At 63.4% G+C, this 19477-nt stretch carries 18 protein-coding genes and 1 pseudogene; 11 read left to right on the plus strand and 8 right to left on the minus strand.

The window, feature by feature from the left end:
- The first annotated feature begins 57 nt into the window (after positions 1-57).
- Together rpsD and ABDW49_RS12075 are read left to right on the plus strand one after the other, a co-directional pair.
- The gene (gene rpsD / locus ABDW49_RS12070; RefSeq protein WP_343612179.1) at positions 58-669 is read left to right on the plus strand and encodes a 30S ribosomal protein S4; all 612 of its coding nucleotides are present in this window, start codon (positions 58-60) and stop codon (positions 667-669) included.
- Positions 670-799: 130 nt separating this feature from the next.
- Positions 800-1318 (plus strand): TlpA disulfide reductase family protein, encoded by a 519-nt coding sequence (locus ABDW49_RS12075; RefSeq protein WP_343612180.1) that lies wholly within the window; start codon positions 800-802, stop codon positions 1316-1318.
- A 98-nt stretch (positions 1319-1416) separates the two neighbouring features.
- On the opposite strand, the gene ABDW49_RS12080 is transcribed toward ABDW49_RS12075, so the two are convergent.
- Together ABDW49_RS12080 and tgt are read right to left on the minus strand one after the other, a co-directional pair.
- Positions 1417-1983 (minus strand): hypothetical protein, encoded by a 567-nt coding sequence (locus ABDW49_RS12080; RefSeq protein ID WP_343612181.1) that lies wholly within the window; start codon positions 1981-1983, stop codon positions 1417-1419.
- Between the two features lie 126 nt (positions 1984-2109).
- On the minus strand, positions 2110-3237 hold the full coding sequence (tgt, locus tag ABDW49_RS12085; RefSeq protein WP_343612182.1) for a tRNA guanosine(34) transglycosylase Tgt: 1128 nt from the start codon (positions 3235-3237) through the stop codon (positions 2110-2112).
- A 131-nt stretch (positions 3238-3368) separates the two neighbouring features.
- Between tgt and ABDW49_RS12090 the strand changes: the two genes are divergently transcribed.
- The 3 genes from ABDW49_RS12090 to ABDW49_RS12100 all read left to right on the plus strand — a co-directional run bounded on the left by ABDW49_RS12090 (position 3369) and on the right by ABDW49_RS12100 (position 6199).
- Positions 3369-4124, plus strand: coding sequence for a TSUP family transporter (locus tag ABDW49_RS12090; protein ID WP_343612183.1), 756 nt, complete (start codon positions 3369-3371; stop codon positions 4122-4124).
- A 35-nt stretch (positions 4125-4159) separates the two neighbouring features.
- Positions 4160-4801 carry a phytanoyl-CoA dioxygenase family protein gene (locus ABDW49_RS12095; protein WP_343614265.1) on the plus strand — a complete coding sequence of 214 codons (642 nt, stop codon included), beginning with the start codon at positions 4160-4162 and terminating at the stop codon, positions 4799-4801.
- Between the two features lie 228 nt (positions 4802-5029).
- Complete coding sequence (locus ABDW49_RS12100; RefSeq protein WP_343612185.1) at positions 5030-6199, plus strand: acyltransferase; 1170 nt, start codon at positions 5030-5032, stop codon at positions 6197-6199.
- A 169-nt stretch (positions 6200-6368) separates the two neighbouring features.
- Here ABDW49_RS12100 and queA read toward each other — a convergent pair whose 3' ends face one another.
- The 5 genes from queA to ABDW49_RS12125 all read right to left on the minus strand — a co-directional run bounded on the left by queA (position 6369) and on the right by ABDW49_RS12125 (position 10110).
- On the minus strand, positions 6369-7406 hold the full coding sequence (gene queA / locus ABDW49_RS12105; protein ID WP_343612187.1) for a tRNA preQ1(34) S-adenosylmethionine ribosyltransferase-isomerase QueA: 1038 nt from the start codon (positions 7404-7406) through the stop codon (positions 6369-6371).
- Between the two features lie 34 nt (positions 7407-7440).
- Positions 7441-8169: a peptidylprolyl isomerase gene (locus tag ABDW49_RS12110; RefSeq protein ID WP_343612189.1), complete on the minus strand. Its 729-nt coding sequence runs from the start codon at positions 8167-8169 to the stop codon at positions 7441-7443.
- A gap of 211 nt (positions 8170-8380) precedes the next feature.
- Positions 8381-8884, minus strand: a complete 504-nt coding sequence (gene coaD, locus ABDW49_RS12115; RefSeq protein ID WP_343612190.1) for a pantetheine-phosphate adenylyltransferase — start codon at positions 8882-8884, stop codon at positions 8381-8383.
- The gene (locus ABDW49_RS12120; protein WP_343612191.1) at positions 8884-9786 is read right to left on the minus strand and encodes a polyprenyl synthetase family protein; all 903 of its coding nucleotides are present in this window, start codon (positions 9784-9786) and stop codon (positions 8884-8886) included. The genes coaD and ABDW49_RS12120 overlap by 1 nt, the downstream gene beginning before the upstream one ends.
- A gap of 69 nt (positions 9787-9855) precedes the next feature.
- On the minus strand, positions 9856-10110 hold the full coding sequence (locus ABDW49_RS12125) for an exodeoxyribonuclease VII small subunit (RefSeq protein ID WP_343612193.1): 255 nt from the start codon (positions 10108-10110) through the stop codon (positions 9856-9858).
- 127 nt (positions 10111-10237) lie between these two features.
- Between ABDW49_RS12125 and purL the strand changes: the two genes are divergently transcribed.
- Positions 10238-12391 (plus strand): phosphoribosylformylglycinamidine synthase subunit PurL, encoded by a 2154-nt coding sequence (gene purL / locus ABDW49_RS12130; RefSeq protein WP_343612194.1) that lies wholly within the window; start codon positions 10238-10240, stop codon positions 12389-12391.
- Between the two features lie 259 nt (positions 12392-12650).
- Here the strand turns inward: purL and serB are convergent, their stop codons facing one another.
- Complete coding sequence (serB, locus tag ABDW49_RS12135) at positions 12651-13526, minus strand: phosphoserine phosphatase SerB (RefSeq protein ID WP_343612195.1); 876 nt, start codon at positions 13524-13526, stop codon at positions 12651-12653.
- Between serB and miaA the strand changes: the two genes are divergently transcribed.
- The 5 genes and pseudogenes from miaA (at position 13519) to ABDW49_RS12160 (ending at position 19337) form a co-directional block, all read left to right on the plus strand.
- Positions 13519-14493 (plus strand): tRNA (adenosine(37)-N6)-dimethylallyltransferase MiaA, encoded by a 975-nt coding sequence (miaA, locus tag ABDW49_RS12140; RefSeq protein WP_343612197.1) that lies wholly within the window; start codon positions 13519-13521, stop codon positions 14491-14493. The two genes, serB and miaA, sit on opposite strands and share 8 nt — an antisense overlap.
- A gap of 212 nt (positions 14494-14705) precedes the next feature.
- The gene (gene ilvB / locus ABDW49_RS12145) at positions 14706-16448 is read left to right on the plus strand and encodes a biosynthetic-type acetolactate synthase large subunit (protein ID WP_343612199.1); all 1743 of its coding nucleotides are present in this window, start codon (positions 14706-14708) and stop codon (positions 16446-16448) included.
- Positions 16449-16462: 14 nt separating this feature from the next.
- Complete coding sequence (gene ilvN / locus ABDW49_RS12150) at positions 16463-16981, plus strand: acetolactate synthase small subunit (protein ID WP_206240356.1); 519 nt, start codon at positions 16463-16465, stop codon at positions 16979-16981.
- A gap of 129 nt (positions 16982-17110) precedes the next feature.
- A pseudogene (ilvC, locus tag ABDW49_RS12155) lies at positions 17111-18131 on the plus strand (ketol-acid reductoisomerase).
- Between the two features lie 117 nt (positions 18132-18248).
- Positions 18249-19337, plus strand: a complete 1089-nt coding sequence (locus ABDW49_RS12160) for a glycosyltransferase (RefSeq protein WP_343612201.1) — start codon at positions 18249-18251, stop codon at positions 19335-19337.
- Positions 19338-19477 lie beyond the last annotated feature (140 nt).

The raw sequence follows: 19477 nt of genomic DNA on the forward strand, positions 1-19477 counted from the left end.
GGCGCCCGGTGTTCCCAAGGAGCACCGGCCGGGCATGCAAATAGGAAGGAATGGCCTTTGTCGAAGCGCCACGCATCTAAGTACAAAATCGATCGCCGCATGGGCGAGAACATCTGGGGCCGTCCCAAGAGCTCGGTGAACCGCCGCAGCTACGGCCCCGGCCAGCACGGTCAGCGCCGCAAGGGCAAGGTTTCGGACTTCGGTCTGCAGCTGCGCGCCAAGCAGAAGCTGAAGGGCTACTACGGCGACGTGACCGAGAAGCAGTTCAAGGCCACCTATCAGGAAGCCGCGCGCCTGAAGGGCGACACCGGCCAGAACCTGATCGGTCTGCTGGAACAGCGTCTGGACATGGTCGTCTATCGCTGCAAGTTCGCGCCGACCATCTTCTCGGCCCGTCAGGTCGTGTCGCACGGTCACATCTATGTGAACGGCGTGAAGTGCAACATCGCTTCGCGTCGCGTGCGCCCCGGCGACGTGATCTCGCTCGGCAAGAAGGCCAAGGACATGGCCCTGATCGCCGAAGCCCAGGCCCTGCCCGAGCGCGAGATCCCCGACTATGTGGCCGCCGAAGCCGACAAGGCGACCTTCGTCCGCGTCCCGACGCTGGACGAGGTGCCCTACCCCGTGAAGATGGAACCCAATCTGGTCGTCGAGTTCTACTCGCGCTAAGATCGGCTCCTTCGGGAACAAACAGGAAAGGCGGTGGCTTCGGTCACCGCCTTTTTTGTTGTGCTTTCAGCGCTTGACGCCGCCCTTGCGATGGCGACATTGAGGCCCGGAAACGGGATATGGGGACTGTATGATCCGAAGGATGATGGTGGCGGGCTTGCTGATGCTCAGCCTTGGCGGACCGCTTGAGGCCAGAACGCCAAAGGTTGGCGATATGGCGCCGGAAGCCACGCTGGTGCTGGTGAAGGGCAAGGCGGTCAAGCTGTCCGAGCTGCGCGGGCAGGTGGTCGTTATCAATTTCTGGGCGACCTGGTGCGGGCCCTGCAAGCGCGAGCTGCCGCTGCTCGATTTCTATTACACCAAACAGAAGCAATTCGGCTTGCGCGTGTTTGCGGTCACGACCGAGGATTCGGTGCCGCTGACCTATATGCACAAGCTGTTCGATGTGCTGTCGATCGATCCGCTGCGGCGCCTGAGCGGGCCCTATGCGCCGATCGACAATGCCGTGCCCACCAATTACATCATCGATCGCGCCGGGCGCATCCGCTACGCCAAGGCTGGCGCTTTCGAGCTGGATGACCTCAACCGCGAGCTGATCCCTTTGCTGCAGGAACCTGCGCCTGCGGCTGGTGCCGCAAAGGCGGTCTGAAAGTAAGATGCGAGGGGCCCGGAGCATTTCTCTTGAGAAATGCGACCAATTCAAGCGCCCCTCGCGCTCCCATAACGCATCCCGGCGACGGCTTGGGCTTAAAGGCCGCGGCGTCCGAAACCGCCGGGGTGGCGGGGGCCCGTTGGGGTTCTTGGCTGAGCGGCGGAAAGAGGCTGGGTCGCTGTGCGGAAAGGCGCATCATCGTCATAAGGCCGCGGCGCCTGCGGCAGACCGCGCGGATCAAAATCATCTCCGAAAGAGCCGCCGGCCGCCTTGCTCTCGATACAGCCCAGCACGATCTGCAGGACAAGATCGAAGCCACCCACCAAAGCGCTGATGCTGATGGAGCCGGTCGATGAGAAATGATGCGTCCTCAGGCCATAAAAGCTCCACGCGGCGCCATTCACGCCCGAGACGATCATCGGCAGCCACGGCAGGATCACCGGCCACCCGATATCGCGGCAACGCCGCATCATGATCACGCGGAAATAGATGCTCAGCGGCCCAATGGCCAGAAAGGCGATGATCGCCGTCACATAATGAGCCGTGAAGACCTGATAGACGCACACCGCGATCAGCAGCAGGATGCCCAGAATATAGCCGCCAAAATGCAGCCAATAGGACGACTGTCCGATCTTGCCGCGTTCATCCGCATGGAACGACATAGGTCTCTCTCCCCAAAAGCGGGGAGAGAGTTATGCAGAACCCCTTAAAATGATCCTAAATCCTTCTGGCGCAGAAACGATTTACACCGAAAGATGCGCATCGTTTCACACGACATGCCTCGCGGCTTATTTGCCCGCGAAATAATCCCGCCTGAAATCGCTGGCAAATGCCGCAAAGCGACCTTCGGCAATCGCGCTCCGCATCCCGGCCATCAACTGCTGATAGAAGGAGATGTTGTGCTCCGTCATCAGCATGGCGCCCAGAATTTCGCCCGACTTCTGCAGATGGTGCAGATAGGCCCGCGAATAGGTGCTGCACACCGGGCAGGCACAGCGATCGTCGAGCGGCGCGGTATCCTCGGCATGCTTGGCATTGCGGATGTTGAGCGGCCCGTTCCACGTAAAGGCCTGCCCGTTGCGCCCGCTGCGGCTCGGCAGCACGCAGTCGAACATGTCGACGCCGCGCTCCACCGCGCCGACCAGATCGTCGGGCTTGCCCACGCCCATCAGATAGCGCGGCTTGTCATCGGGCAGCATGCCGGGCGCGAAATCCAGCGTGGCGAACATCGCCTCCTGTCCCTCGCCCACGGCCAGTCCGCCGATGGCATAGCCGTCGAAGCCGATATCGCGCAGCGCGTCCGCCGAGGCCTGACGCAGCTCCTGATGCAAAGCGCCCTGCTGGATGCCGAACAGCGCCGAGCGCGCGGCATGCTCCTCGCCGCTGTTGAAGCCCTCTCGGCTGCGCTTGGCCCAGCGCATCGACATTTCCATCGATTTGGCGATCACATCCTTACCCTGATCGGCGCGCGGACACTCATCGAAGCACATCACGATATCGCTGCCGAGCAGGCGCTGGATTTCCATCGAGCGTTCAGGCGTCAGCATATGGCGCGAGCCGTCGATATGGCTGGCAAAGGCCACGCCTTCCTCGGTGATCTTGCGCAGTTCCGACAGGCTCATCACCTGATAGCCGCCGCTGTCGGTCAGGATCGGGCGGTTCCAGTTCATGAATTTGTGCAATCCGCCAAGGCGCGCCACCCGCTCGGCGCCGGGGCGCAGCATCAGGTGATAGGTGTTGCCAAGGATGATATCGGCCCCGGTCGAGCGCACGGTTTCCGGCTTCATCGCCTTGACCGTGGCGGCGGTGCCCACGGGCATGAAGGCAGGCGTGCGGATCTCGCCGCGCTGCATCTGGATGGTGCCGGTGCGCGCCTTGCCGTCGCGCGCATGGATGTTGAAAGCAAAACGGGTCATGGGGCTAGCCGTTAAGCCCAAAGCGCCAGCGGCGCAATCCATCAGCCTCACGGCGCCAAATAGCCCTTGGGCCGGCGGTCACCTGCGGCTAGGCAGCGCCGCAACGCCCTCTTTCAGGATCAAGCCTGCCCGTGATCATAGACTGGACCTACCCCGCCCTCACCCTCACCGGCGTCGTGGCGGGTTTTGTCGACGCCGTGGCCGGTGGCGGAGGCCTGATCACCGTGCCCGCGCTGATCTATGCCGGTCTGCCGCCCGCCATGGTGCTGGGCACCAACAAGGCGCAGGCGGCCTGCGGCACGGCGATGGCGACGTGGCGCTATCACCGCGCGGGCCTGTTCGAACTGCGCCCGGCCCTGCCCGCCGTGGGTGCGGTGTTTGTCGGCGCGATGATCGGCACGCTGGTGGTCAGCCACCTCAAGGCCGAGTGGCTGAGCCTGATCGTGCCGGTCCTGCTGATGGCGATCTGCCTCTACACGCTGCTGAGCCCGCGCATGAGCGATGCCGATGCCGCCGCGCGGGTCTCGCCCAGGGGTTATCTGCCCGCCGGGGCGGCCGTGGGCTTTTACGACGGCTTTTTCGGCCCCGGCGCGGGGCAGTTCTACACCATGTCGCTGGTGACGCTGCGCGGCATGGGGCTGACACGGGCCACCGGCCTCACCAAACTGTTCAACCTGACAAGCAATGTCACCAGCATCATCGTCTTTGCGGCAGGCGGCAAGATCCTGTGGCTGCTGGGCGGCTGCATGGCGGCGGGCGCGATGAGCGGCGCCTGGATCGGCAGCCATATGGCATCGCGTTTGGGAGCGAAGGTGATCCGACCTTTGCTGGTGACAGTCAGCCTGGCGATGACGGGCAAGCTGATCTGGGGCTGGTTTGCGGGTTAGGGCCATGCTGTTGAATGGCCTCACCCTTGCTGAACATGGCGCAACTGTTCCCCTCGGCCATCCGCGCACAGTTTAAGGATCTACTGGCCCTGCTGGAGGCGCTGCCTTCAGATCAAGCCGGGATCCGGATCAACGCAATGCCGGCCCTGCAGCCCTATCTGGCTCCAGATGGCCCGATCGGCGTCATCGCGAGCCAATGTCTGGGCCGGTCCGCCATGGCTGTCAGAACGATCCTGTTTGACAAGACGGCCGAAACCAACTGGTCTCTGGCATGGCATCAGGATCGCACCATCTGTGTGCAAGAGCGTGTCGAGGTCGAAGGTTTTGGCCCATGGTCGATCAAGGCAGGGCAGCATCATGTGGCACCACCCTTCGATCTGCTTTCGCGCATGGTGACCTTGAGAGTGCATCTGGATGATGTGCCAGCCACCAATGCCCCATTGTTGATCGCGCCGGGATCACACAAGCTGGGTAAAGTGCCAGCCAATAAAGCTGATGCCATAGCCGCCCGCTGCGGCACGGTGACGTGCCTGGCGTCTGCTGGTGATGTATGGGCCTATGCCACGCCGATCCTGCATGCCTCCGAAGCAGCCAAGCTGCCGCTGCGACGCAGGGTTCTGCAAATCGATTATAGTGCCGACAGCCTGCCCGGTGGATTGGCATGGCTAAAAGGTTAAGCCGCAACTGGTTAGCCTGAAGGTCTCCGCGCCGTACCCAGCTATCGACCGCAATCCCGGCCTGCGTACTAATTTTTGCGAAAATCATGTGACGAAATTATTACGCCAATCGCCAGAAATCCGGCCATTCATGTGAAATATATTTTGCAGATTACAATAGAAGTTGGTTAACACTCATGGTACGTATCTTAACTATATTGGCGTTGCCGGTGGCGGGGGCTGATTTCCATGGGAACATTTGCATCATCCAATGCTGCGGTGGAGAAGCACAGGTTTGAGGCTGTCGACAGCCTGCGAGGCATAGCCGCACTGGCCGTCGCCATCTTCCATCTGCAGGTCGCAAGCCATGTCTACGGCTTGAATTTCATTCGAAACTCATTCCTGTTTGTGGATTTTTTCTTTGTTTTGAGCGGCTTTGTGATCGCGCATGCGTATCACAACAAGCTTTCCAACGGCCAGCAGTTCCTTGAATTTGCCATCAAGAGAATTGCCAGAATGTGGCCACTTCACTGCGTCATGCTCATCTGTTTTGTGCTCGCGGAGACCATGCTCTTCTTGCTGAGCCACCGCATGGCCCTGCCGCTGCCTCGCCCGCCATTCACCCATGATCGCACGCTGATCGGCATCCCCGTCAATTTGCTGCTGATCCAGGCACTGGTGCCAGTACCCGGAGCAGGCTGGAACGGGCCAAGCATCAGCCTGAGCCTGGAGCTGTTTGCCTACACCATCTTCGCCCTGACCGTGCTGTTTGGCGGGAAACAAGCAGGCCGATATCAATTCCTGATCCTGCTGGCGGGCCTCATCGCCCTGGTCGTCCAGATGGATGACCGCGCCCGCCTCGCGCGATGCGTGTTTTCATTTTTCATGGGTGTGGGCGTGTGGCGATATCGCGACATTGCACGGCGCCTTCCCGCACGTGCGTTTGAAATTCTGTCAGTCGGCACGGCTGTCGCCCTGCTGGCCTTTGTTCAAAAAGAATATCTTTATATCGCTTGCCCGATCGTCTTCTCGCTGGTGGTGGCGGCGATCACTTTTGAGAAAGGCCCGGTTTCAACGGTTCTGAAGCATCCCTTTCTGCTTGCACTGGGGCGCCAGTCCTTCTCCATTTACATGGTCCATTTCTTCCTGGCCTTCATGCTGACGAATGCGATCAAGGTTGCAGCAAAGATATTGCATCTTCCCAGCACCGTCCCCGGCACAGACCTCGTGACGATTGCAGGATCACCCTGTGTGATGGATGCCATAACCATAGGCTATCTCGCTGCTATTGTTGGAATTTCCAAGTTCACATATGACATGATCGAAAAGCCGGGAATGGAGTTCGGGCGAAAGCTGGCGATCCGGTCACGTGCACGCTCGACACGTGCCAGCCAAACCCCTGAAGCAGGCACGGCATGACCCAATCCGGAGCAAACCTTCCCGCCCCGCCTGATGTTGCGCTTGGTACCGAGTGATAGCCTGGCGCCTTGAGGCGCCGGGCAATTGCCTTGGCAATCAGCGATGTGGATCGTTGAGCAGATTGCGCGCTATCAAGTTCGCGCACTCCCAACCGGAGCAGCCGTAACTCTTAACCCTCGGGCAGCAACAAGCTGGAGTCGCCATAGCTGTAGAAGCGATAGCCTTCCTGAATGGCATGCTTGTAGACAGCCTGCATCCGATCCAGCCCCATCAGCGCCGAGACCAGCATGAACAACGTCGAACGCGGCAGATGGAAATTGGTCATCAACCCATCGATCGCACGAAAACGATAGCCCGGCGTGATAAAGATCGACGTATCGCCGCTGAATGGTCGGATCACGCCATCCTCACCCGTCGCGCTCTCCAACAGGCGCAGCGAGGTGGTGCCCACCGCAATCACCCGACCACCGGCAACACGCACCGCGTTCAGGCGATCCGCAACCTCAGCGGGAATGGTGCCCCATTCGGCATGCATCGCATGGTCGGCGGTATCATCCACCTTCACCGGCAGGAAGGTGCCCGCACCGACATGCAGCGTCAGAAAGGCGTGGCCAATCCCCGCCGCATCCAGCGCCGCCATCAGCTCCGGCGTGAAATGCAGCGCCGCCGTCGGGGCTGCAACCGCGCCCTCGGCCTGAGCGAACATCGTCTGGTAATCGCTGCGGTCAGCTTCATCCGTGCCGCGCTTGGCCGCGATATAGGGCGGCAGCGGCATCGTGCCAGCACGCTCCAGCAGCACTTCGACGGGTTCATCGCCAGGGAAGAACAGCGTCCAGCTTCCATCCTCATGGCGTGCCTCGGCCACGGCCTGAACGCCCGCGCCAAAAGCGATGACATCATCCACCCGCAGCCGCTTGCCGTTCTTCACAAAGGCCTGCCAGCGGCGCAGATCGATCCGCTTGTGAAGCGTCGCGCCGACCTTCGCCTCGCCGCGCATTCCTTCAAGCTGAGCCGGGATCACCCGCGTGTCGTTGAAGACCAGCAGATCGCCCTTGCGCAGCAGCGAGGGCAGATCGCTGACCTTCAGATCGCCAAACGGCCCTTCCCGGCCCGGCACATGCAGCAGCTTCGCGCTGTCACGCGGGCGGGCGGGGCGCAGGGCGATACGCTCCTGCGGCAGGTCGAAATCGAAATCGTCAACGCGCATATCTGTCAGAAGGGCCCCTTGCGGGGCCCCATCCTTACTTCTTCGTCTTGGCCGTCGGCGTCTTGGCCGGGGCGGCAGGCGCTGCCGGAGCCGCAGGCACGATCGGCGGGGGCGGCGGCGCAATCGCCGGGCGCGGCTTGTGATCGCTCTCGATCGAGGCCTGCACGATCTTGGTCGGATTGCTGGGCGGCTCGCCGCGCACGATGCGGTCGACGATATCCATGCCCTCGATCACGCGACCGAAGTTGGTGTAGCGGCGATCCAGCGAGAAATGCGGATAGAACACGATGAAGAACTGGCTGTTGGCCGAATCCGGATCATCGGTACGCGCCATCGACACCGTGCCACGCACGTGAGGCAGCGAGTTGAACTCCGCCTTCAGGTCGGGCAGCTTCGAACCGCCGCCGCCGGTGCCCGTCGGGTCACCCGTCTGCGCCATAAAGCCGTCGATCACGCGGTGGAAGATGATGCCGTCGTAAAAGCCCTGCCGCGTCAGCGTCTTGATGCGCTCGACATGGGTGGGCGCCCACTTGGGCTCCAGACGGATCAGCACGCGCCCGCCGTTCGACAGGTCCAGCACCAGCACATTGTCCGGATCGACCGAAGGGTCGGGATCGACCTTAGAGCTGAGGTTCGTCTTGTTGACGTTCTGCGACATCGCCTTGGACAGAGCGTCCTGCTTGCGGGCGCAAGCGCTGGTCCCCAGCACGGCGGCGCCCAGCACGAGCGACATGGCAATCTTGGCAAAGGAATTACGGTTCATGCAGCTCTCTTGGGCGTTACGTCGCGAATGCGCATCAGGGCGATAGCCGCGCCTGTCTGTCGTGTCCATGAACGTTATACAACGAGGGAGTCATCAAGGAGACAAAAAGAAGAAAATGCGAGGGGGTTACCCCCTCGCGCTCCCATAATGTCTTCCGACACTAGGGCTGCGCATGATCCACAATCAGCGCAAACGTCCCCAATGCAGAAAATCAGTCGCCCATGCGGCCGATGCGTTCGACCCGTTCCACCACATCGGTGCGCACCGCCGGGCTGACGAAGCGGGCGATGTCGCCGCCGAACAGCGCGATTTCCTTCACCAGCTTCGATGCGATGGGCTGCAGGCCGACATCGGCCATCAGGAACACCGTCTCGATGCGCGGATTGAGCTGCTGGTTCATCCCCGCCATCTGATATTCATACTCGAAATCAGCGACGGCGCGCAAACCGCGCAGGATCACGCTGGCACCCTGCTTTTCGGCGAAGGTCATCAGCAGCGCGTTGAACCCCACCACATCGACATTGTCGAGCGCCAGATCCGCAACCTCGCGCTTGACCATCTCCATGCGCTCATCGGGCGTGAACATGGGGTTCTTCGACGGATTGGTCGTCACGCCGATGATCAGCCGGTCGACCAGCTTGGCGCCGCGACGGATGATATCGGCATGCCCCAGCGTCACGGGGTCGAATGTGCCCGGATAGACCCCGATGCGCATCAGTGCGAGCGCTCCACGATAAAGCGGGCCAGTTCGCGCAGCAGATCGGCTTCCTTGCCGTGCTGGGCCAGATGGCCGATCGCCTGATCCACCAGCATCCGCGCCTGCTCACGCGCCCGGTCGGCGCCCAGCAGCGAGACGAAGGTTTCCTTGCCCTTGTCTGCATCCTTGCGCAGCGCCTTGCCGGCAGCTTCCTCGTCACCCTCATGATCGAGCAGATCGTCGGCGATCTGGAAGGCCAGGCCGATGTCGCGGGCATAGGCGCGCAGATGCTTGCGGCCCTCGTGAGGCACCTTGCCCAGCACCGCGCCCATTTCCACCGAAGCGGCCAGCAGCGCGCCGGTCTTGAGCTGCTGCAGCCGCGTCACGGTCTGCAGGTCGAAGGTCGAGCTTTCGGCGACGATGTCCATCATCTGCCCGCCCGCCATGCCATGCGAACCCGCCGCGGTGGCCAGCACCTGGATCAGCTCGGCGCGCACGAAGGGATCGCCGCTCATCACCGGATCGGCCAGCACCTCGAAGGCGAAGCAATGCAGCGAATCGCCCGCCAGCACGGCGGTCGCCTCATCCCACTGCTTGTGGACGGTGGGCTTGCCGTGGCGCAGATCGTCATTGTCCATGCAGGGCAGATCGTCGTGGATCAACGAATAGACATGCACCGACTCGATCGCCACGCCGGCACGCACGGCGGCCTCGCGGTCGACGCCATACATCTCGGCGACGGCGGCCAGCAGCAGCGGGCGCACGCGCTTGCCGCCGCCCATCGCTGCATAGCGCATCGCCTCGAAAAGCTGCGCGCGCGGATCGGCGGGCACCGGCAACAGTTCGTCGAATGCCGCCAGAATATCGGCCTGGATGCGCTTGAGGCCATCGGCCAGCACGGTTTCGGTTACCTCAGCCACTGGGCTCCCCTTAGGATATCGTCAGTCGGTTCCGCGCCGGGGGCAGCCCCCGCGCGGGCGTCAAAATTGTCAGGCATCGTCCAGCGGACGGGTGGCGACAGCGCCATCATCCTTGGCCACGATTCGCTCGATCCGCGCGGTGGCGGCATCCAGACGGGCCTGGCAGGCGGCCCGCAGCTTCTCACCCTTTTCATAGAGCGAGATGGACTCGTCCAGCGGCACTTCGCCGCTTTCGAGCTGGCGCACCACGGATTCCAGCGCGCGCAGCGCCTCCTCGAAGTTGAGCTGCGCAATGCCTGCGCTGTCGGCGTTGTTGTCACTCATGGGCCTGCAATGGCCGTGTGCCTGCGCGCGGTCAAGAGGTAGGGATGGGCGGCTCCACCACTAATCGGCCTGCTTTATGGCCATTCCGGTCTGGCCTTCGCGCGCGCATGGCGCTAGAGGGCGCGGCATGACCCAGACAGCCTCCACCATCACCCCCGATGTCGTCGCCGCCCACGGGCTTTCCCCCGAGGAATACGACAAGGTTCTCCACGCCTTGGGCCGCGAGCCCAACCTTGTCGAACTTGGCATCTTTTCGGTGATGTGGTCAGAGCATTGCTCCTATAAATCCAGCCGCCTGCATCTGAAAAAGCTGCCGACCGAAGCCCCCTGGGTGATCTGCGGCCCCGGCGAGAACGCCGGCGTGATCGACATCGGTGATGGCCAGGCCGCCATCTTCAAGATGGAGTCGCACAACCACCCTAGCTACATCGAGCCCTATCAGGGCGCCGCGACCGGCGTTGGCGGCATTCTGCGCGACGTCTTCACCATGGGCGCCCGCCCGGTGGCAAACATGAACGCGCTGCGCTTCGGTCGCCCCGATCACCCCAAGATGAAGCATCTGGTGCAGGGCGTGGTCGCAGGCATCGGCGGCTATGGCAATTGCGTGGGCGTGCCCACCGTTGGCGGCGAGACCAATTTCCACAAAGCCTATGATGGCAACATCCTCGTCAACGCCATGACCGTGGGCGTGGCCGATACCGACAAGATCTTCTACTCCGCCGCCACGGGCCTGGGTAACCCCATCGTCTATGTCGGTTCGAAGACGGGCCGCGACGGCATACACGGCGCGACCATGGCCTCGGCCGATTTCGACGAGAAGTCGGATGAGAAGCGCCCCACCGTGCAGGTCGGCGACCCCTTCACCGAAAAGCTGCTGATCGAGGCCTGCCTCGAACTGATGAGCACCGACGCCATCGTCGCCATTCAGGACATGGGCGCTGCCGGTCTGACGTCGTCTTCGGTCGAAATGGCCAGCAAGGGCGGCGCGGGCATTCGCCTGAACATGAACAATGTGCCGTGCCGCGAGACCGGCATGACGCCCTATGAGATGATGCTCTCGGAAAGCCAGGAGCGCATGCTCATGGTCCTCCAGCCCGGCAAGGAGCCGATGGCCGAGGCGATCTTCAAGAAGTGGGAACTGGACTTTGCCGTCATCGGCGAGGTGACCGACACCGGCCATATGGTGCTGGAATTCGACGGCGAGGTGGTCTGCGACATTCCGCTCGCCCCGCTGGCCGATGAAGCGCCCCTGTATGATCGCCCCCATGTCCCCACCCCAAAGCCCGCCCCGCTGGGCGCGATCGAGGAAAGCAAGGACATTGCAGCCGACCTGCTGACGCTGATCGGCGGCCCGGATCTGGCCTCGCGCAAGTGGATCTTTGAGCAGTACGACTCGCAGGTCGGCGGCGACACGCTTCAGAAGTCGGGCGGCGACGCGGCGGTGGTACGCATCCACGGCACCGACAAGGCGCTGGCCATCAGCACCGACTGCACCCCGCGCTACGTCTTTGCCGACCCCTATGAGGGCGGCAAGCAGGCCGTGGCCGAAACCTGGCGCAACATCTGTGCCGTGGGCGCCACGCCGCTGGCCATCACCAACTGCCTCAACTTCGCCAACCCGCAGCGCCCCGAAATCATGGGCCAGATCGTGGGCGCGCTGGAAGGCATGGGCGACGCCTGCCGCGCGCTGGACTACCCCATCGTGTCGGGCAACGTCTCGCTCTACAACGAATCGAAGGCGACGGGCGGCGGCAGCGCCATCCTGCCCACCCCCGCCATCGGCGGCGTGGGCCTGATGCTGGACCACACCAAGATGGCCACCATCAAGTTCAAGGCCCCCGGCGACGTAGTATGGCTGATCGGTCCCGAGGGTTCGCACCTCGGCCAGTCGCTCTGGCTGCGCGAGATCGCCGGGCGCGAGGAAGGCCCCGCCCCCGCCGTGGATCTGGATGTCGAACTGCGCAATGGCGAGACCGTGCGCCAGTTGATCGGCGACGGTCAGGCTACCGCCGTGCATGACGTGTCGGATGGCGGCCTGCTGGTCGCTCTGGCCGAGATGGCCATGGCGTCGGGCCTTGGCGTGAAGCTGGAGGTGTCGCTGAACACCACCCAGGCCTTCGGCGAGGACCAGAGCCGCTATATCGTCACCACCAAGCCCGACATTGCGCTGGAAGGCGCGGTGAAGCTGGGCGTTGTCGGCGGTTTCGATGTCGCCGGTGTCGCCGTGTCCAAGCTGAAGGCCGCCAATGAGGCGTTCTTCAAGGATTGGATGGAAGGTTAAGTTAAAAGGGAAGATGCGAGGGGGTTACCCCCTCGCGCTCCCATAACGTCTTCCGACACGAAGGTTGGCGGCATCCGATCGGTGCGCAACCTTTCCACGGGCACAGAAAAGGCGCCGCAGGCAGGAATGCCCCGGCGCCTTTTCTCGTTTCAAAGCCTGCGGCGCGGCGAACTTAGCTCTATGGCCGAACCCGATGCACTACGCAGACATTAAAGGGAGCGCGAGGGCGATGGCCCTCGCACTTTCCTCTTAGACCTTCTTAATCCAGCACCCAATCCTTCTCGGGAATCCCCAGCAACCGCAGCACAGCGGTCAGATCCCCACGATCCACCCAGCCATTGGCCGCAGCGCGCGCCTTGGGCTTGGCTTCGAAGGCGATGCCGTAGGTGGCTTCCTCGATCATGGGGATATCGTTGGCGCCGTCTCCGGTGGCCAAGGTCGGCACCTTCCCGCCCAGCTTCTCCTGCTCTTCCAGCAGCGTGGCGCGCTTGGTGGCACTGTCGCTGATCGGGCCGTCGAGGCCGCCGGTCAGCTTGCCATCGGCCACGGCGAGGCGGTTGCCGACGACGCGCTCGAACCCAAGCTGCTCGGCCACGGGATCGGCGAATTGGTGGAAACCGCCGGTCACCAGCACGGTGCGACAGCCCTTGGCCTTCAGCGTCTGCACCAGAGTGCGCGCGCCCTTCATCGGCTTGATGCGCTCGGCGAGGCACTGGGCGATGGCCTCTTCCGACAGGTCTTTCAGCAGCGCGACGCGTTCAGTCAGGGCCTCGCGGAAATCGAGTTCGCCCTGCATGGCGCGCTCGGTGATGGCGGCGATCTGCGGCTTGAGGCCCGCGAAATCGGCCAGCTCGTCGATGCATTCCGCCGAGATCATCGTCGAATCCATGTCCGAGATGAACAGGCGCGGCACCACGGGGCGCTGCTCGGTGATCAGGGCGTCGCTGGTGCCCAGATGCTTGTCGATGGCCTTGCGCAGGATGTCCACCGTGACGCCTTCGGCTGCGATTTCGACCACGCCGCCGGGGATTTCGCGGGCGTCGGCGGAGAAGCCTTCATCGCCCAGAGCCTCCAGCAGGTCATCGACTTGGGGCGACAGCCCGGCGGGTTCTGCTATGACGCGCGCGATGAGCACCGTTGATCCTTTCCAAACCATTCCGGACGAGAGCCGCCCGCCGCTGGCGCTCATTGCAGGGCCGACCGCCAGCGGCAAGAGCGATTATGCCATAAAGCTGGCCGAAGCCTTGGCGACGCAGGGCCGGAGCGCGGTGATCGTCAATGCCGACAGCGCCCAGCTTTATGCCGATCTGCCGATTCTGTCCGCCGCCCCCTCGCCCGAGGATGCCGCGCGCGTGCCGCACCGGCTCTATGGCGCATGGGATGGCGCACAGGGCTGCTCTGCTGCCGATTGGGCCGAGCGGGCGCGACAGGAAATCGCCAAGGCGCATCAGGCAGGGCAAGTGCCCATTCTGGTGGGTGGCACGGGGCTCTATATACGCACCTTGCTGGATGGCATTGCCCCGGTGCCTGCCATCGATCCGGCAATCCGCGATGCGGTGCGCGCCCTCCCCGTCGCCGAGGCCCATTCCGCCCTGACGCACGAAGACCCCGAACGCGCCGCCCTGCTCAACCCCGCCGATACCACCCGCGTCGCGCGCGCGCTGGAGGTGGTGCGCTCCACCGGCCATTCGCTGGCCTATTGGCAGGCGCATAAGGAGGGCGGGATCGGGAATGCGGTCACGCTCCATCCGCTGATCCTGCTGCCGAACCGCGACTGGCTCTATGAGCGCTGCGACCGCCGCTTCGGCCTGATGATCGAGGGCGGCGCCATCGCCGAAGTCGAGGCTCTGCTCGCCCGCCACCTGCCCCCCGATCTGCCCGTGATGCGCGCCATCGGAGTCGCGGACGTCGCTGACTATCTTTCAGGCACCCTGACCCTCGACGAAGCAATCATGCGCGGCGCGCAGGCCACGCGCAATTATGCCAAGCGGCAATACACCTGGCTGCGCCACCAGCCCCCCGCCGATTGGCCCCGCTTTGCGCCCGAAAGCCATGAAAATTCCGACATCGCCAGACATTTTGATCGATTGTTACAACAATAGCTGTTGACAGGATATTTTTAGTCTTCTACCTGCCTCCCAGCATGTCGCAAGGCGTGCTTTGGATGCTTGCGCATCCGGCCCCGCCCCCTGGGAAAATCGCGATAATCGGCGCTTTGGGGGGTTGCATCTTGTGCAGCACGGGCCCAACGCAAGCGCCTTTGCGTGAACCGCGCCCCCGTGGCGCATGATGATTGATACAGAAGGAAGTCACCGTGACCGAAGAGCGCAGCGGCGCCCAGATCCTCGTTGAAAGCCTGGTTCGTCAGGACGTGGAATTTGTGTTCGGCTATCCGGGCGGTGCGGTACTTCCCATCTATGACGCGCTATTCGGCGAAGAGCGCCTGCGCCATATTCTCGTCCGCCACGAAGCGGGTGCGGCCCATGCCGCCGAAGGCTATGCGCGCTCCACCGGCAAGCCGGGCGTGGTGCTGGTCACCAGCGGTCCGGGCGCGACCAATGCCGTCACCGGCATTGCCGATGCTTTCCTCGATTCGATTCCGCTGGTGGTCATCACCGGCCAGGTCGGCACCCCGCTGATCGGCTCTGACGCGTTTCAGGAGGCCGATACGGTCGGCATCACGCGTCATTGCTGCAAGCACAACTATCTGGTGAAGGACCCGGCGAACCTCGCCGCCGTGATCGATGAGGCCTTCCAGATCGCCACCACCGGCCGCCCCGGCCCGGTCGTGATCGACATCCCCAAGGATGTGCAGATCGCCACGGCGATGTTCCCCGAAGGTCCGGTGCAGCGCCGCAACCGCTACTCGCCGCAAATCGCGGGTGGCGAGGCCGAGATCGCCCAGGCCATCGATCTGATCGCCAAGGCCAAAGCTCCGGTGTTTTACACGGGCGGCGGCGTGATCAACTCGGGGCCCCGCGCCAGCGAGCTGCTGCGCGAGCTGCAGGCGATCACCAAGGCGCCGGTCACCTCGACGCTGATGGGTCTGGGCGCCTTCCCGGCGGATCATGAGGACTGGCTGGGCATGCTGGGCATGCACGGCACCTATGAAGCCAATTGGGCGATGAACCAGGCCGATCTGATCATTTGCGTCGGCGCGCGTTTCGATGACCGCGTGACGGGCCGTCTGGACGCTTTTGCGCCCAATTCGATCAAGATCCACATCGATATCGACCGCGCCAGCGTCAACAAGACGGTGCGTGTCGATCTGCCGATCATCGGCGATTGCGCCACGGTGCTGCAGCAGATCCTCGACGGGTGGAAGGGCCGCAAGGCTCAGGATCTCACCGCGTGGAAGGCGCGGGTGACCGAATGGCGCGCCAAGAAGTCGCTCTCCTATGCCGAGAACCCCGCTGCCATCCCGCCGCAGCGCGCCATCGAGCGTCTGTTCGAGCTGACCCGCGCGCATGATCCGATCATCAGCACCGAGGTTGGCCAGCATCAGATGTGGGCGGCGCAGCACTTCCACTTCTTCGGCCCCAACAAGTGGCTGACGAGCGGCGGTCTGGGCACGATGGGTTACGGCCTGCCCGCCATCATCGGCGCTCAGCTCGGCAACCCCGGCAAGCTGTGCATCGACATTGCCGGTGAAGCCAGCATCCAGATGAACATTCAGGAGCTGGGCACCGCCACGCAGTATCGCCTGCCGGTCAAGATCTTCATCCTCAACAATGAGTGGATGGGCATGGTCCGCCAGTGGCAGGAGCTGACCTATGAGAGCCGCTATTCGAACTCCTATTCGGACAGCCTGCCCGATTTCGTGAAGCTGGCGCAGGCCTATGGCTGGAAGGGCATCTCGATCGAGAACGAAGGCCAGCTGGACGCGGGCATTCAGGAGATGATCGACTATGACGGCCCGGTGATCGTCGATTGCCGCGTCGCCAAGGACGCCAACTGCTTCCCGATGATCCCGAGCGGCGCGGCGCATACCGATATGCTGCTGCCCGGCGATGTGGTCACCGGCACCATGGACGACAGCGCCAAGGCTCTGGTGTAAGAGAGATGAACCAGATGACGAAAATCGAGCAGGAAGCCACCGAGCGCCACGTCCTGATGCTGACGGTGGACAATGAGGCGGGCATTCTGGCCAAGATCGCCGGTCTGTTCACCGCGCGTGGCTACAACATCGACAGCCTGACGGTGTCGGAAATCACCGGCGACCATCAGATCAGCCGCATCACCATCGTGACGCATGGCCCGCCTGCCGTGATCGACCAGATCCGCGCCCAGCTTGAGCGCCTGATCCCGGTGCACAAGGTCGTCGACCTGACCGAGCAGGGCCCCTACGTCGAGCGCGAGCTGGCCCTGATCAAGGTGGTCGGCAAGGGCGAGGCGCGCGTCGAGGCGCTGCGTCTGGCCGAGGTGTTCCGCGCGCGGCCCGTCGACACCACCACCGAAAGTTTCGTGTTCGAACTGACCGGAACGCCGGAAAAGATCGACAGCTTCGTGGCCCTGATGGGTGACCTCGGGCTGGTCGAGACCGCGCGCACCGGCGTTGTCGGCATGATCCGGGGCAAGTCCAGCACCTAAGCCCCAGCAAGAGTTGATCGGTGCCCCGGTTTCGATTGGGGCACCACCAAACGTGCCGGTTCTCGCATCCAGGCACATTCAATCCTGGCCCAGCGCAACGCCAAGCGCGGGCAATGAAAGGGAAGTCCAGTGAAAGTCTATTACGACGCCGATGCCGACCTGAACCTGATCACCGGCAAGAAGATCGCGATCCTTGGTTATGGCTCGCAGGGCCATGCCCACGCCCAGAACCTGCGCGACAGCGGCGTCAAGGAAGTCGCCATCGCCCTGCGTCCCGGCTCGGCCAGCGCCGCCAAGGCCGAAGCCGCCGGTTTCAAGGTTCTGCCCAACGCCGAAGCCGCCGCCTGGGCCGACGTCGTCATGATCCTGGTGCCCGACGAGCAGATCAGGCCGCCGTCTATGCCGAAGACGTGCACGCCAACCTCAAGCAGGGCGCCGCGCTGGCCTTCGCCCACGGCTTCAACGTCCACTACGGCCGGTGATCCCGCGCGAGGACCTCGACGTGATCATGATCGCCCCGAAGGCCCCGGGCCACACCGTGCGCGGCGAATACGTGAAGGGCGGCGGCGTGCCCTGCCTGATCGCCGTCCACCAGAACGTCACCGGCAACGCGCATGACATCGCCCTGTCCTACGCCTCGGGCGTCGGCGGCGGCCGTGCCGGCATCATCGAGACCAACTTCCGCGAAGAAACCGAAACCGACCTGTTCGGCGAGCAGGCCGTGCTGTGCGGCGGCACCGTCGAGCTGATCAAGGCCGGTTTCGAGACGCTGGTCGAAGCCGGCTACGCGCCGGAAATGGCCTACTTCGAGTGCCTGCACGAGCTGAAGCTGATCGTCGACCTGATCTATGAAGGCGGCATCGCCAACATGAACTACTCGATCTCGAACAACGCCGAGTACGGCGAATACGTGACCGGCCCGCGCATCGTCACGGAAGAGACCAAGAAGGCCATGAAGCAGGTCCTGACCGACATCCAGACGGGCGAATACGCCAAGAGCTTCATCCTCGAGAACAAGGCCGGCGCCCCGACGCTGAAGTCGCGCCGCCGCCTGACGGCCGAGCACCAGATCGAACAGGTCGGTTCGAAGCTGCGCGCGATGATGCCCTGGATCGGCGCCAACAAGCTGGTCGACCAGTCCAAGAACTAAGCCTTGGAGCCCGGAACCAAACTGGGCCCGAGTGGACGTGGTCGGCGTGTTGCCCTGAAGGGGCAGCGCGCCGGCGCGTCGTTTGCGCGTGATGAACGCGCACCCTCGCGCCATATATTGATCTGCTTCCACGATTTTTCGCGTGGCGGCACCGAACGCATCGCCATCGGCATGGCCCGCTTCTGGGTCGAGGCCGGGCATCGCGTCACCATTCTTTGCGGCACCACCGAGGGGGGCCTGCGCGCCACCGTCGATCCGCGTGTGCAGGTGGTGGAGCTTGATCCGCCCGTGCGCCGCGGCCCGATCTCCCGCCTGCATCTGGGCAAGGCGATGGCACCGATGCTCGGCAAGATCGATCCCGATATCATCTTCCTGCCCGGCAATTTTCATTTCCCGCTGGTGCTCGCCTTCGGCAAGGCCAAGGGTCGCGCGAAGATTGTCGCCAAGGTTTCCAACCCCGCCGTGCCCAGCGGGCTGATCGGCAAACCCATCCGCGCCTTGATCCGCCGCTTTGCCCCCGCTGTCGATGGCATTGCCGCGATGAACAGCGGTCTGGCCCGCGAACTGGCCGAGCTCGCGCCCACGGTGTCCACCGCGACGCTCTACGATCCGATCTATCTCCATCACGACATGACCGCCGATGGGCCGCATGCCGATGACGGACGCATCCATCTCCTCTGGGCCGGACGCTTCGAGAAGCAGAAGGATGCCGCGCTCGCGCTGCGCACCATTGCCTCGCTCAATGCCATCACCCCTGCCCGGCTGACCATGCTGGGCGATGGCAGCCTGCATCAGGCCATGCTCAGGAAGATCCGCCAGATGGGGCTGTCCGACGTGGTCGCCACGCCCGGCTATGTGCCCGTGATCGACCCATGGCTGCGCAAGGCCGACGCTTTCCTCTGCACCTCGCATTTCGAGGGCGGCCCGGCGGTGGCGGTTGAGGCTCTGGCGCATGGCGTGCCGGTGATCTCCACCGATTGCTCGCATTTCCTGCATGACATCATGACCATCCCCGAAGCGGGCACGCTGGTCCCCACCCGCAACCCGCAGGATCTGGCGCAAGCCGTGATCGAGGTGACCCGGCGCGGCCCTCCCCCGCTGGCGGATCTGCAGGGCCTGATCGCCCATCTGGAGCCGGAGGTCTGCGCGCAAGCCTATCTCGACTGGTTCGAGACAGTGCTGGAGCACGACAAAACGCCCGCGTAGTCTAGGGCAGGCATTCGAAGGCGGTTTTTGCTTTACAGGCCGCGCCGCCTTCATCATAGGCTGAGTGCATGATCTTCAAGCTGACCCTCGCGCTACGACTTATCCGCCCTTGGGCGTGAGCGAGCGCGTGCCCTCTGGCC

This window comes from Novosphingobium sp., from assembly GCF_039595395.1.
Lineage (GTDB): Bacteria > Pseudomonadota > Alphaproteobacteria > Sphingomonadales > Sphingomonadaceae > Novosphingobium.

Coding starts and splice junctions, on each gene's coding strand:
- ABDW49_RS12075 (WP_343612180.1), top strand. CDS start 800: ATGATCCGAAGGATGATGGTGGCGGGCTTGCTGATGCTCAGCCTTGGC.
- ABDW49_RS12080 (WP_343612181.1), bottom strand. CDS start 1,983: ATGTCGTTCCATGCGGATGAACGCGGCAAGATCGGACAGTCGTCCTAT.
- tgt (WP_343612182.1), bottom strand. CDS start 3,237: ATGACCCGTTTTGCTTTCAACATCCATGCGCGCGACGGCAAGGCGCGC.
- ABDW49_RS12095 (WP_343614265.1), top strand. CDS start 4,160: ATGGCGCAACTGTTCCCCTCGGCCATCCGCGCACAGTTTAAGGATCTA.
- ABDW49_RS12100 (WP_343612185.1), top strand. CDS start 5,030: ATGGGAACATTTGCATCATCCAATGCTGCGGTGGAGAAGCACAGGTTT.
- queA (WP_343612187.1), bottom strand. CDS start 7,406: ATGCGCGTTGACGATTTCGATTTCGACCTGCCGCAGGAGCGTATCGCC.
- ABDW49_RS12110 (WP_343612189.1), bottom strand. CDS start 8,169: ATGAACCGTAATTCCTTTGCCAAGATTGCCATGTCGCTCGTGCTGGGC.
- coaD (WP_343612190.1), bottom strand. CDS start 8,884: ATGCGCATCGGGGTCTATCCGGGCACATTCGACCCCGTGACGCTGGGG.
- ABDW49_RS12125 (WP_343612193.1), bottom strand. CDS start 10,110: ATGAGTGACAACAACGCCGACAGCGCAGGCATTGCGCAGCTCAACTTC.
- purL (WP_343612194.1), top strand. CDS start 10,238: ATGACCCAGACAGCCTCCACCATCACCCCCGATGTCGTCGCCGCCCAC.
- miaA (WP_343612197.1), top strand. CDS start 13,519: ATGAGCACCGTTGATCCTTTCCAAACCATTCCGGACGAGAGCCGCCCG.
- ilvN (WP_206240356.1), top strand. CDS start 16,463: ATGACGAAAATCGAGCAGGAAGCCACCGAGCGCCACGTCCTGATGCTG.